The following is a 14422-nucleotide window of genomic DNA, read 5'->3' as shown; positions in this document are numbered from 1 at the left end:
TAATAATGGCTTTATCATTCAGCCTCTTTGCTTTTTTATCATCAACATAGAGCACTAAGTGCGTGTGGTTACTCATTACTGCATAAGCACACACATCAATACAAAATACCTTGGCTAGACTCAGTAGCTTCTCTTCAACCCACCCTCTGCGGTGCTCATAAGACTTCCCTGTAAAACAGTCTTCACCGCATAAAAATGCTTGGCGTACACAGCGAGAAATACAATGATAGTATTTTGTATCAACCAAACTTATTTGACGCTTTCTTGCGATTGCCATATTACACCCTGTTTGTTTTTTGCACTAATTAAAAGTTAGTGCAAAATATAGAAAATACAAACTTTAGAATGGGTGTCATCTTTGTTGGATCTGCCTTGCATGTATTTTTGAGTAAGCAAAGTGCCCTTACAGAGTTTATGCCAGCGGATAATAATGGCTTTATCATTCAGCCTCTTTGCTTTTTTATCATCAACATAGAGCACTAAGTGCGTGTGATTACTCATTACCGCATAAGCACACACATCAATACAAAATACCTTGGCTAGACTCAGTAGCTTCTCTTCAACCCACCCTCTGCGGTGCTCATAAGACTTCCCTGTAAAACAGTCTTCACCGCATAAAAATGCTTGGCGTACACAGCGAGAAATACAATGATAGTATTTTGTATCAACCAAACTTATTTGACGCTTTCTTGCGATTGCCATAGGACACCCTGTTTGTTTTTTGCACTAATTAAAAGTTAGTGCAAAATATAGAAAATACAAACTTTAGGATGGGTGTCATCTTTGTTGCTCATTACTGCATAAGCACACACATCAATACAAAATACCTTGGCTAGACTCAGTAGCTTCTCTTCAACCCACCCTCTGCGGTGCTCATAAGACTTCCCTGTAAAACAGTCTTCACCGCATAAAAATGCTTGGCGTACACAGCGAGAAATACAATGATAGTATTTTGTATCAACCAAACTTATTTGACGCTTTCTTGCGATTGCCATAGGACACCCTGTTTGTTTTTTGCACTAATTAAAAGTTAGTGCAAAATATAGAAAATACAAACTTTAGGATGGGTGTCATCTTTGTTGTTTGTTGTTGAAAGATATTTGGATCAATATTCATTACGGGAGATGAACCGCCCATTGCGCTTCCTGTTAATAAAAAGCGCATGATGGGTGGTGTGGGGGCTGGAGGTTAGAGACCTCCGGCTACCCGATTATGCTTACAGCACCCTGAAAGATTCCACCCATTGGCTATAACCATCTGTATTTTCGTCCAATTTAGTAATCGGCTTCGGGTTTTCCAAAGGTAACACTTTTGAAATAAACGCAATTCTATTTTTATATAGTTTAATGGTGCATATCCACGTGCTAGCTACGTTTTGGTAAGTTCCCTTAGCTAAGAATTTGTGAGAGGTAGAATCAGGCAAATTTCGCTGCTCTATGACATTGAACTGGCCAGTAGAGCTAAACCTTTTCTGAGAGTGTTCATTTACAATGTCGGGAAGAACTTTTTGAAATTGCTCAGTTGTCATTTCTTTGGGTAGTGTAACCCACTCAATAGTGTGTAACCCTTGAGGAGTCCAGTAACCTGAACCAATGAAAAAATCGACGAATAATTGATTGGGATAAACTGTATCTTTAGCATTTGGATGAATCAACGCAGGTAAATCTACAATAAATTCATTATTTGGAGATGTATATGTCTCATTTTTAAAGTCCATCTTTCCTGAAACATTTAGCGTAGAACATGACATCAAGAAGAAAACCAAACCAAGTATTGCAGCAATTCTCAAAATTAACTCCTGTAAGCATAACGAGGCTGTAGAATAACTCTAACAGCCAAATTCAATTAAAAAACGAGCTCCTATAATTAACTCTAAGCGTTTTTAAAGCATTAGGTAATGCATTTGGAACCCATAAAGCAGGCTGTTTTTCTTAAAAAAGAGTAATTCTACAGCCACAACGGCCTGTTAACAGGCAATAAAATAGTTGACTAAAATAAGCGACGATGGAGCAAAAGCCAACTGTTTTTTGTCCTTGTTTAACAGCTTGTTAGCTATAAATTTGTATCAAGCTTGAGTAACTCACCTGATAAAACATTAAGGTATAATAAATCGTGTCGTATTCTGTAGCCGTATAAACCAAAACAAGATTATTATTGATAATTTGATAGCCTTCTATATTTTCCATAACTGATGTTAATTTAGAACCATCATACTCCGATACTAATAACTCTTTTTTATCATATTGGTTTAAGAAACCATCTTTATTAGTGTCTTTTTTTGCTACCGAATATATGTTTTTACTTAGAATATTTCGGTACTGAGTTTCCTTCTCTTGAGTTGGAGAAAACTCAACAATTAGTGCATTGCTCGAAAATAATAAATTATTTTTTTCACCAACCTTAGTAAACATTAAATTAACTGCGTTGCTGCTTAAACTTAATGATGATGAAACAACTATCATTTCCGCATTGGCACTATAAGATTGTTCTTCCACTATTTTATCTGAGGTTATTTCTAATAAATGTACGTCTTTTATTTGACCTACATATCTTTTTTCTAATTTTGGTTTTTGGTGTTCTTTTTGCGCATCATCATGATCAATAACTTGAACCGTTGGTTCAGAGTAATCTTTTCTTAGTAGATCCTTGATGATGTTTTTACCTATCGCAATAATTACAATTATCGCTGCGATAAATAGTAATACCTTATTGGATTTCTCAATGAAATTCATAATACGAGTGCCCAACTAGAACCCCTTATAGTTAACAGCGTTTTACCAAGAATACCGATAAACACTTTGCTAAAAGTGGCCGTACTCACATAAATACGCATTAAAATTTATAATAATATTATTAACTTACTAATTTATGATGACGATGACAACAAAAATTAGCACTACCATACCGAGAATTTACTTAATCAAGAACTGACATTTTTGTTAACCGAGAATAAATAACGTACATTAAAATAAAATCAATAAGTTACGACCAGCGCAAAATACAAAGCGAGAATTAAAACTAATTACATACCGAGAATTTTAGTATCGAAATCGCCCCCCCCCCTATTAAGGGTACGATTTACCCTTGTTTTAGTGATACAAAAAATGCGCCGTACTCTTCACATTCAAAATGTCTGTTAAGCTTTATTTAATTCGAAAAGCGGTAAAACATTCTGGGAGAGTATGGTTTGAGGTATGAAGTTAAGTCGCTCATTTCAAGAAAAAAGAGGGGCAGATCACTTGCCCCTTTGTTTAGTTACTTTGATAGTTTGTTGTGAATTTCGTTGGGTTTAGTGGTACTCAACTCAACCTATGCGGATGCTTTGAATAGTAATATTTTAGGGTGCGACGTATTTTAAAAAACAAAAAAGGCAGGTTCACTTTACCTGCCTTTTTATGACTACCCTTTTATTTGTTACTCTTTTATTTGTTGAGCAGCTACATTACTCAGCTCGCCCTTGCACACCGTAAATTGCAGGGCGTTTTAGCTGGGCATTTAAAGGTAAGTAACACGCTAGTGCACCGAGGCTAATTACAAACAATAACGTCATAAATAACATACCAAACTGTATAATTTGTGGTATGCCACCAGCAATGAATTGCAATGGTTGCTGTAAGGTCAGCAGTAACGTAATACTCAGTATTATGCCCGCTATTATTGCGCTGCCATTTTGCTTAAATACCAACAAAAACAATGCCAGTGGCTTTGCGCCAATACATAAATGAATGCCTATTTCAGCGCGGCGTAACAATACCGAGTAACGCATAATGCCTATCAAACCAATGCTGGTTAGGGCAATGGTTGCTGCGATAATCATCAACGTTGTCGCCGATACCACATAATGGCGAAACAGTGCCGTGTCGCGCTGTGCATTTAACGGCTCTAACTGATGCACCGACAACCCTGAGTTGCTATTTTGCAATAACGTATTAAGCGTATTTTTTGTTAATTGCTGGCCCTGCTTAAGCGCTACAATAAATGAACGATAGCCTTTACGTGCTAAAAACGCTTTTGGTTGTGCCTTACTTTGCCCAGGAATGGGCATTGCTTTGACTATGCCTATAATTGTCAGGTCATTCTCGCGCCCTGAGGTCATATCAAAACTTAGCCGCTTGCCTAACGCATTGCCATCTGGCGATAACTGCTTTGCAAACACATCGTTAATAATAATGACCTTTGTATTGCTTTTAGTATCCTCGTTTGTAAAACCTCGCCCCTGTAACACGGGTTGTTTAAGTAATGAAAAATACTGTGCATCAACTGATTTACCATAGGGTAGTACGCTTTGATTGCTTGCCACCTCAACCAATGACCAAGTAATTAAATTATCGTTAATCGGTGATGATGAACGACTTACTTGCCTAACCTCGGGTAATAAAGCAATCTCGTTAGCTACTTGATTTAATAATTGATTTGCTTGTTCTCTATCTGCCGCTACATGGCTTGCTAAATTAACCTCTAGACTGATTAGTTGATCAAGTGGCACTGTAAAAGCATCGTCAATATTGGTTTTATTCACGTTAAAGACTAAAAAATTAATAAATAATAATGTACACGCTACCGCTACTTGAAAGGCGACCAAGCCTTGCCATACGCGCTTACCTACCTGTACTGCTGTACCTTTACCTGCTGATTTTAAACCGCCAATTAATTGTTGATAATTTATAATTCGCGTACATAAAAAGGCGAACAACGTGGTTAATATTAAGCCGCTAAACAATGTGATAAGAAATGATACTGCGTTGATAGAAAGCTCATTAGCGCGCGGTAATATTGCCATGGCAAAATCGCTTAAGGTTGCTAAAAAAGCCGCCGCGAGCGCAAGCCCAATGCTACTTGCCAAAGCAATGAGTAAGGCAACCTCTAGCCAAAATTGCTTAAACAAAGTAAGCCGTGTTGCACCCAGTGCCGCACTCAGTGCTAATGTATGTTTGCGCGCTGCTGTTCGTACTATAAACACGTTACTAATATTTACGCAGGCAATAATAACCAAACCCGCAACGGCTAAAATAAGCCAATAAATATTTTGTGGCGTTTCTTTTAAAATCACTGTTTGCAAGGTGTTTAGCTCAAGCTCGATATGCCAACCTGCAAAAAATGCTTCTGTATCAATATGCTGCTGCCATACGTTATCCACATACTGCGATAACGTTTTACTTGCCTGCTCAAGGCTTATATTACTTGGTAATTTGGCTACAAAATGACTGCGCGAATAACGGTTCCACCAAAACGGCTTAGCTTCTGCTGAGGTTAAATTGTAATCCCACGGGAGCCACACAGCGGTCGTTTGCCCCGTTTTGATAAGTGCAGGCGATTTAAAATCAGCCGCTGCCACACCTATAATTTTAAACTGCTGAGCACCTATGCTCAGTGTTTGGCCTATTATATTATCTTTGCCGGCAAAGTCATTTTGCCAAGTTTGATAGCTTATAACTGCAACGGGGTTAAAGCTATCAAGGACTTCAGTTTGCGTAAAACCACGCCCTAAATGCAACTTAATGGCGAACATATCAAACCACTGCGGGGTAACAAATGAGGTGTTTACTATGGGTAAGCCCGCTACATCATCTAAGCGTTGTTCACCGTAATACACCAATGCCACTTGCTCAAATAAATTATGGTTTTTATATAAATCAATTAGTGCTGGGTAATTAAAAGCGCGGGTATTGAGCGTGCCTGTTTGGTCAATTTGAGCGTACTCAGCTTTAACTAAACGCGCTTGGTCAGGATACGGTAGCGGTTTTAACAGCATAATATACGCCAGTGTGAGTACGGTAATTAGTGCAGCTAACACTACACTTAATGTTGTAATGACACTTAGGCTATAAACCCGATGATTTATTAAATTAGCAACGGCACTTTTAAGGTTGTAGCTCATTATTGTGCCCCCGTTAGTAATTGATTAACCGGCTTAGTGACGTATTTTTGCATTACCAACACAATAATCATAAAAGTTAGTAAGGTAATAACCAGTAAAGTAAACCCGCCTAAAGCAGCGCTTAATGGGTTTGCTAACGAGACTGTGGTTAAGTTAAAAATTCCTATTTTTGTAAACACAATAGCTAACACAATGGTAAAGGCACTCACAAAGCCAAACAGCAGGTACTTGGCATGATCAAACAGCATTAATAGCACAACCTGATAAAGCTTAGCACCTATAGCCATTCGCGTAGCAATTTCAGTAAGCCGTATTTGTAAGCTAATACTTAGCACACCATACAAACCAATTGCGGCAATAAACAGTGCGCTTACGGCGGTGCTAATTGCACCATAGAGTGCGAGTTTGCTATGACTAAGCTGCTGCGCATGTTGCTGTTCAAGGCTTATAAATTCACTAATTGCTAAGCGGCTATCAATGTTATTAAGCACACTTAATAGCTGTTGCCTTGTTATTGTTTGTTCGGTGTTTGTTTGTTCGGTATTAGTTTGTCCTGCTTTCGTTTTAATTAAAAAATTAAGTGCCCCAGGGTTTGAGGCTTGATACATTACAAATCGCTCGCCATCAATGTTAGGTAAGTGTTTGTCTGCAACCACGCCAATCACTGTAAACTCACGCTGTGTTGGTGTAATGCGCGTGCCTACGGCGTTGCCTTCTGGACTTAGATAATGAGCAAACGATTGGTTTATAACAATGCCTGAATCGCCGTCTACTAGCTCTTGGTAATTAAAGTTACGCCCAGAAAGCAGTGGTAAATCAAGTAATGAAAAGCTGTGTTCGTCGGCTAGATTTATAAAGCTGGTGTATCGCTCTTGGCGTTTTACATCGTTTATTGGCCAGCCCCAATGATGTGCAAATGGCGAGCGAGCCCGCGATACTACCTCTACACCCGCTAGGCTATTGAGTGCGTTAACTGTTGCTTGTACAAACTCTTTACTTTGCTCGCGGCTTATTGGCTGCGCGCCTACGGCTTCTACCGATAAGCTATAACGATCAGCCACAGCAAAACCCAGTGGTTGATTTACTTTTTTAAGCGCGTCGTTTATTACCAGTGTTGATGCAAACATCAGCACGCTGGCAAAAGTGATCTGTAAAACAATAAATACTTGGCGTTTGACGTTGTTAATTTGACTACTTTGCCCTTTTCCTGAGCCACTCAATTGTGATTGTAGCTGCCCATAATTTAAATGTGGCGTACTCACCTTTGCTAAAATAACACCGGTAAACACCACAAATAATACAACTGTAAAATAAGAAACCCAGCCGAGCGCAAGCTCATTCACTCTTGGTAAAAACTCGCCAAACTGTGCTTTTATCAGCATTAACGCTAATTGTGCAAGTACTAACGCCAAGCAACTAGCAATGATCAACAAAGTCACAATATCCACTAAGTTACGCATATAAATGTGCTGTGTTTTTGCCCCAACAACATGATGAATAGCAATAGTGTGACTTTGCAGCTGATATTTAGCTAACAATAAATTAGCTACGTTTGTTAAGGCAATCAGTAGTAAACCCACAGATGCTGCAATAAGCACCTGTAAAATAGTTTTACTGTCGCCTAAAATAACTGTGTGTAATGGCGTTACTTGCATATTAAGCTGCCAACCTTTTAAAAAGGCACGCTCGGTCACTTGTGGCAGCCATAGTTGATTAGCGCGCTGTGCAAGCTTTAAAGCAAGTTGTGCAGGGTCAATATTAGTGTTTAATTTAGCTAACATAGCTATCATTGGGCTGATACCAGCCCAGCTCTGCGTTTGATCTTTACGTGGGTTATAACTAAACGGCAGCCATACCTCTCGTGTTTGTGAAGGTCTGTGCATTTGCGGTTCATGAGCAAACTCGTCAAGTACACCGCTGACACTAAAATGGCTCCCTCCAACGCTTAAGGTTTTGCCTATCACGTCGGTATTTGCAGCAAAATGTTGCTGCCAAAACTGATAACTAATCACCGCTTGAGGCCGTTGTTGATCTAAAGCGGTCGTGTCATTTATTACGCTTAAAGGGCTCCCTAGGTGCATTTCCCAACCGAGTAAGTCAAACCACTGCGGGGTAACATAACTCACAAAAACTTTAGGCTGGTTTGGCAACGAGCTAATAATAGCCTCGTCATAATAATTAAGGGCTGCCACACCAAACTCACTTTGATTATTATAAATATCAAGTACACCTGGGTAAGTGAATGCACTATTATCAATTGCGCCATTTTGCTTTATTTGTTGTTGTTCTATTTTATAAAGTGACGACTGCTCTGGGTACGGTAATGGCTTTAAAATAACGTTATACGCCAAAGTAATAACACAAATAAGTACCGCAAGTGTTAAGCCTACCGTTAATACAAAACTGGTATTTAACAGTGGTTTTTGTTTTAGGTTTTGCCACGCTGTTTGCAAAAAGTATTGCATAAAGTTCTCACTAAATTAGCTGTTTATTATGCGCTTAACGCCTCATTGGTATTTACTGCACCGAGCATTTCGCCATCTAATAACTTTAATTGCCTAGTGGCCATATCGCCGTAACGCGGATCATGTGTGACCATACAAATAGTGGTACCTGCAGCGTTTAGCTCACTGAGAACTTGCATTACTTGGTCGCCCGATTTTGAATCTAAATTACCCGTTGGCTCATCCACTAACAGGATTGCGGGTTGGGCCACCAACGCCCGCGCAATCGCCACGCGCTGTTGCTGACCGCCCGATAACTGATTCGGTTTATGGCTCATACGATGCCCCAGCCCTACTTTTTCAAGGCACGCTTTTACTTTTTCAGCAATTACTTGCTTGTTTGGTTTAGAGTGATGATAACGCAGTGGTAACGCCACATTGTCAAACACGCTTAGCTCGTCAATTAAATTAAATGATTGAAAAATAAACCCTATTTTTGCATTGCGAATTTCAGCCGCTTGATTAAGCGAAAGCGCCGACACGTTTTTCCCTTCAATTAAATACTCGCCGCTGGTTGGCATATCAAGTAGGCCCAATAGTGAAAGTAATGTTGATTTACCACAGCCAGATGGTCCCGATATCGACAAATATTCACCACGATAAATACACAAATCAATACTGCGCAGTGCGTAGGTTTGTAGTTCTTGGGTTTCAAATACCTTACTAATGCCCTTCATTGCTAATACGACATCGGCTTGGGGGTGCGTTATTTTTTGCTCTGTCATTATTTTCATCCTGTTCATTAGTTAATTAAGATTTCGCTATTGCTGCGAGTAAGGTTGGTTAAATCTGAAATAATTAGTTGTTGTTCTAACTTTGCGCCATTAAGTATCTCGATAAAGCGCCCAGCTTCGCGGCCAAATTTTATATTAACCAAGCGTGCGCTTTGTTGCTGTGCGTTTACCTGATACAGCGCTGTTTCAGTGTGCGGTTTTACATTTGCTGGGCGCTCAATATAAGTCACGTTTTTTAGCTGCGCGACATTAATGTTGGCATCAACTGTTAATTGCGGCCTGACATTTTCAGGAAGTTCTTTAGGCAGAGATAATTCTACCTCTACTGTATTGTTGATCACCACAGGGCTTATACGTGCTACCTTTGCCGTTACTATACCGCGGCGTGTATCTACTTCTGCTAGCTGCCCTAATCGAATATCATCCACTTGATTTTGTGGTACTTGAATAATCGCAATGAGTAAATCAACCGAGCCGATAAGCGCAATTTCTTGCCCTGCGTTTACGCTTTGCCCAAGCTCTACTGGTAAGCGCTGTAATACGCCATCCATCCCAGCCACTACAGATAAGTTAGCTAATTGTGTTTGTGCCATACCCACTAAACCTTGTTGCTGTTTTATTTGCTCAAGCTGAATATTTTCAGACTCTATATGTACGGCTTTTAGTTGCTCAGCACGCTGCTTGGCGATCGCTAATTGCTGACTCAGTTGTTGCTCGTCTAGCACGCTACGCTGATAATTAAGCGTTGAAACAATACCCTGCTCAACTAAACTTGTTTCAGCTTTTAATTGTAATTTAGCATTTTCGTAAGCGGCATGGCTTTGTGCTACATGAGAGCGTTCATTTAAAAGTTCGCGGGTATTATTTAACCTTAACTGGCGTAAATTAGCGTTGAGTTTATTAAGCTCTTGTTGGGCGCTTTCAAGTTGCTGCTCAAGTGTTGGATTGGCTAATTGCACTATTACCGAGTCACTGGTCACAATTGCACCGGGCTTTAATAAAATAGCCTGTACTGTGGCGGGTGTTTTTGCCGTTAGCAATTGCTGCTGCGCTGATTTAAGCTCGCCATAACCTGTAACTGTAACCGCAAGCGCGCCTTGACGTACATTAGCGACAATTATATTACTGCGCGCCACAGACACCCCTACTTGGCTACTGCGCTGATAAATCACTCCTGCAATTAAAATAATAGCCAGTAGTAAAATTAACTTATGCCAAAGCGATAACTGCTTTACTACTTTTGTTTTTGCTATGTCCATATTTCACCGCGTTATGCTTTGTATGTTTAAGCTATTGCGAAACACATGCCAACATTAAAACCTAATAAATACATAGCATTATAAATTTACATTATTTAAAAAGTCTTATAGAGCTGCGATACCGGACTACCCAGTACCAGTTTGAAACTGGCTATGATCTAGCGCTTTCAATATGCTCAAAACAGCAACCCCAAAACCGGACTCAAATAGTCCATAACCGGACTAAAACACCTTATACACCCAAGCCACCTCAAGATACAGTTTCAGTTGGAGTTAAAAGCGATTCAGGCAAGGCATTGATTGCAAATAATGGTTGTTCCCTTGTTAAAATCATTCCCTTATAAAAGTAACGCAGTATAAATCGCTTTTAAACCAACCCGCTGGGTGTTTCACAGGCGCTTACTCTCATCGTTGTTACTTCTTAAAAGGGACTGATCATCTTTAAATAACTAACAAGCTGAAATACAAAAATAAAATCACTGGCATAGAAATCGCTATACGCTACAATCATCCTGCGCTTATTCACCTATTTCACCTATTTGGAAGTTTATGTCTGCCACTATTTTGATCATCGAAGATAGCCCTGAAATCCGCCTAAGCGCGCGCTTTATTTTAGAAGATAACGGCTATCAGGTGCTCGAATGCGACTCGCCTTTTACAGCACACACACTAATTGAAGACAGCCAAGCGATTGACCTTATTTTGCTTGATATGAATTTTACCCGCGACACCACTTCAGGTAACGAAGGTATGGCATTTTTACAGCACTTACATAAACAACAATTAGATATTCCCGTCATTGCAATGACTGCGTGGTCGAGCGTCGATCTGGCGGTGCGCGCTATGCAACTAGGTGCATGTGACTTTATTGAAAAACCATGGCAAAACCAGCGTTTATTAAAATTGCTCGATCAGCAACTCACGCTTAAAAAGTTAAATAAACAAAACCAAAAATTGCAGCAACAGCTTAACGATCATACCTCGCCTACATTTGTGTATCAGTCACACGCGATGCAACAGCTGATAAGTCAGTTAGCTAAAGTAGCTAAAACCGATGCCAACATTTTACTAACAGGTGAAAATGGCACGGGTAAAAGCCAATTAGCACAATGGCTTCATCAGCAATCTACGCGCCATACACAACCGTTTATTGCGGTGAATATGGGGGCTATTGTTGAATCATTATTTGAAAGCGAAATGTTTGGTCATAAAAAAGGTGCGTTTACTGATGCTAAAAATGAACGCATTGGCCGCTTTGAACTGGCCGATAACGGCAGTTTATTTTTAGACGAAATAGCCAATATACCGCTACCACAGCAAGCAAAATTACTGCGGGTACTCGAAAGCCAAGAGTTTGAGATGGTTGGCGCGAGTCAAACTAAAAAAACCAATGTACGTTTAATAAGCGCCACCAATGGCGATATTGCCACACTGATAAAACAAGGTCAGTTTAGAGAAGATTTATACTACCGGGTAAACACGTTGGAGTTTGTTATACCGCCACTGCGTGAACGAATGGAAGATATAGTGCCTTTGTGCGAGCACTTTATAAATTTACATGCTAAAAAATACTCAAGCGCTATGCTTACCCTAAGCGAATGCGCTAAACAGGCATTAAACCACTATCCTTGGCCAGGTAATGTACGCGAACTAAGCCATGTAATTGAACGGGCAATATTACTAGCAACAACCGATACATTGACCGCCAATGACTTAAATTTACAAAGCAATCAAAGCAGTAACACATTACCATTAATTACACTAGAGCACGCTGAGCGCCAACTAATTAATTTAGCGCTAAAACAAACTCAGGGGCATATTCCTAACGCCGCAAAATTATTAGGTTTAGGCAAATCATCTATGTATCGTCGCCTTGAGAAATACGGTATCACTGTATGAAAAACTGGATAACAAACGGTATAAAAATAAATAGCCTTTATCACTCATCGCTTGAACGCAGCTTAATTGGCTTTGCACTGTTAAGTGGCACTTTAGCGGCGTTGGGTTGCTATTTTATTGGCCAATATTTTGCTTTATCTGTTGTTACTTCTACCGTTATTTCAAGTCTATTTTTAGCTATTTACCTTAAACTGTTTACTCGTACCTACAAAAAAGTGATCAACAGCTTTAACCGCAATCACGCCCACTTAGATGCCATTTTAAACGAAGATTACAACCAACTCGTTAAGCCCAGCTATCAGGCGGGAAGTATTCACAAATTACAGCAAAGCTTGATCGAGTTAAGTGAAGAGTTATTTAAAAAGAAGTCGCGCTACGATCAGCATGTGTTTTTGGTGTATCAATTAATTGAGCATTTTAATGTGCCGATCATGGTGCTCGATCAACACAATAAACTCAGCTATGCCAATAATGCGTTTAGTGAATTTAAACAGACACAATGGCAAACCTTACGCTACACCAGCGCAGAACAATTAGGGCTTACAAAACAAGGCGCGCATTGGCAATTTAGCGATGTTATTACAGCCCAGCAATGGCAAATACGTCACAGTGAATTTATAGAGCAAGGCAGCTGTCATCAGCTTATTGTTATGATCGACATCACCTCAGCCCTTCGCGAAAACCAACTGCAAGCATGGCAGCAAATTATTCGCGTACTTGGTCACGAAATTCGCAACTCACTCACCCCTGTTACTGCTATGGCTGAAAATCTCGCCGTGAAGCTCACCGAGCCACGCCAAGTACAAGCGCTTAATGTAATAAGTGAGCGCTGTAATTATCTTAATGAGTTTGTCACCCGCTATGGCGATATAAATAAACCACTGACGCTCAATATAGTTGAAATAGACACGGCTGCATTTTTAAAACAAGTATGTGCAATTTATCCTGATGTTGAATTTAGCTGCGTGACTAACGCCACAACCTTTAAGGCCGACCGCACGTTTATTCACCAAGTGATGATCAACCTAGTAAAAAATGCCATCGAAGCAAGCATCCCGCCCATAAAAATAGCACTGAGCGTGCATAATCAAGGCAAAGTAAACTGCATCACCATTGATGATAACGGCCAAGGGCTCGCCAACCCAGACAACATATTCGTGCCATTTTACACTACTAAACAACAGGGCCAAGGCATCGGCCTCAGCTTTTGCCGTAACGTAATAGAGCAACATCACGGTAGCTTGAGTTTAATAAACAAGAACAAAACCCAAGGCGTGATCGCAACCGTCTTGCTGCCTAATTAGTTAATATCGAAAATAAATAATAAAAGATATTTAGCACAATCGGTGAATACTTTTTTGCACAAACGTTTCGTTTTTTAAATATAACAGCGAAAATACCCAGCCTCACTCACATTTAACTTAGTGTAATGTGCTGTAATATACTTTTTTTTGAGCCCCTCCTACACTTTTCCTCGATAAATGAATGACCGCACAATAATGTGCAGCACATATAAAAGGAAGAAGAAAATGTCTAATGAAAGCTTATACCTAGTTAAACTACAATTTAAATCTTCTGTAGTTGGTGGGGGCTCTATGGAGATCCAACTTGCCGTAGATCCAGTAACAGGCTCATTAAATGGTCGAGCGAATGGGAGCATTCAAGAAGGGACGCAGCATTCACCTCATTTCACATCCAGTGCATCAGGACATATGCATGCAACTGGCTTTAATGGTGTCACTAAAGTGGGCGCTGTAACAGGCCAAGCCGTTGTATCTTTCCCACCACCGGCAATTGGTAGTTACCAGTCTCCATTTACCGCAAGCTTTGGCGTTGATAATGAATACAATGGTAAAGGTAGTTTCTCTGTTGGTGATAACACCTATCAATGTGAAGTAAGCCTAATAGACTAATCGATTGAAGTTAGTTTTTATATTAAATGGCATTCAATTTTGTTGAATGCCAAATACCAATCGGGATAGATATGAGGTCTATTTAATGATAAAAAAATTGCGCTATAACTAGGGCGTGTTGACCTTTCGTGATTGATTTTGCAGCAGTCTATTTGGTATTTAGGCAAGGCAGAGCCTATGTCGTGTGGTTGTTCCCCATAAATAGGCGATAACGCAGTATAAATGCCAAACATGC

The 14422-nt window shown here is 39.8% G+C and carries 10 protein-coding genes and 3 pseudogenes; 3 read left to right on the top strand and 10 right to left on the bottom strand.

Annotated elements, in window-relative coordinates; all coding sequences use genetic code 11:
- From A7967_RS21715 to A7967_RS21680, 9 genes and pseudogenes are all read right to left on the bottom strand, one after another.
- Positions 1 to 277: transposase (locus A7967_RS21715; protein ID WP_501193730.1), on the bottom strand; the 277-nt coding region annotated here is incomplete at its 3' end.
- Positions 278 to 369: 92 nt separating this feature from the next.
- A pseudogene (locus tag A7967_RS21710) lies at positions 370 to 702 on the bottom strand (transposase); the annotation flags it as partial.
- A gap of 83 nt (positions 703 to 785) precedes the next feature.
- Positions 786 to 995 (bottom strand): annotated as a pseudogene (locus tag A7967_RS22640) (Mobile element protein); the annotation flags it as partial.
- 221 nt (positions 996 to 1216) lie between these two features.
- Entirely contained in the window at positions 1217 to 1789 is a 573-nt protein-coding gene (locus A7967_RS21705; protein ID WP_054203178.1) for a hypothetical protein, read from the bottom strand.
- A gap of 259 nt (positions 1790 to 2048) precedes the next feature.
- The gene (locus tag A7967_RS21700) at positions 2049 to 2747 is read right to left on the bottom strand and encodes a hypothetical protein (RefSeq protein ID WP_231658947.1); all 699 of its coding nucleotides are present in this window, start codon (positions 2745 to 2747) and stop codon (positions 2049 to 2051) included.
- A gap of 695 nt (positions 2748 to 3442) precedes the next feature.
- A complete protein-coding gene (locus A7967_RS21695) occupies positions 3443 to 5878 on the bottom strand; it encodes an ABC transporter permease (RefSeq protein WP_054203177.1) in 2436 nt (811 codons plus the stop codon).
- Positions 5878 to 8343, bottom strand: coding sequence for an ABC transporter permease (locus tag A7967_RS21690; RefSeq protein WP_054203176.1), 2466 nt, complete (start codon positions 8341 to 8343; stop codon positions 5878 to 5880). Before A7967_RS21690 ends, A7967_RS21695 begins: the two co-directional genes overlap by 1 nt.
- A 26-nt stretch (positions 8344 to 8369) precedes the next feature.
- Complete coding sequence (locus A7967_RS21685; protein WP_054203175.1) at positions 8370 to 9107, bottom strand: ABC transporter ATP-binding protein; 738 nt, start codon at positions 9105 to 9107, stop codon at positions 8370 to 8372.
- 17 nt (positions 9108 to 9124) lie between these two features.
- Positions 9125 to 10375, bottom strand: a complete 1251-nt coding sequence (locus tag A7967_RS21680; protein WP_054203174.1) for an efflux RND transporter periplasmic adaptor subunit — start codon at positions 10373 to 10375, stop codon at positions 9125 to 9127.
- A 549-nt stretch (positions 10376 to 10924) separates the two neighbouring features.
- Here A7967_RS21680 and A7967_RS21675 point away from each other — a divergent pair.
- The 3 genes from A7967_RS21675 (at position 10925) to A7967_RS21665 (ending at position 14187) form a co-directional block, all read left to right on the top strand.
- Positions 10925 to 12274 carry a sigma-54-dependent transcriptional regulator gene (locus A7967_RS21675; protein ID WP_054203173.1) on the top strand — a complete coding sequence of 450 codons (1350 nt, stop codon included), beginning with the start codon at positions 10925 to 10927 and terminating at the stop codon, positions 12272 to 12274.
- Positions 12271 to 13578: a sensor histidine kinase gene (locus tag A7967_RS21670; protein WP_231658945.1), complete on the top strand. Its 1308-nt coding sequence runs from the start codon at positions 12271 to 12273 to the stop codon at positions 13576 to 13578. The genes A7967_RS21675 and A7967_RS21670 overlap by 4 nt, the downstream gene beginning before the upstream one ends.
- Positions 13579 to 13803: 225 nt before the next feature.
- Positions 13804 to 14187, top strand: a complete 384-nt coding sequence (locus tag A7967_RS21665; protein WP_054203172.1) for a DUF1842 domain-containing protein — start codon at positions 13804 to 13806, stop codon at positions 14185 to 14187.
- A 17-nt stretch (positions 14188 to 14204) separates the two neighbouring features.
- On the opposite strand, the pseudogene A7967_RS23525 reads toward A7967_RS21665, so the two are convergent.
- Positions 14205 to 14422: pseudogene (locus A7967_RS23525) on the bottom strand (hypothetical protein); the annotation flags it as partial.

This window comes from Pseudoalteromonas neustonica (assembly GCF_001653135.1).
Taxonomy (GTDB): domain Bacteria; phylum Pseudomonadota; class Gammaproteobacteria; order Enterobacterales; family Alteromonadaceae; genus Pseudoalteromonas; species Pseudoalteromonas neustonica.
This window is presented reverse-complemented; position numbering and strand designations above follow the sequence as displayed.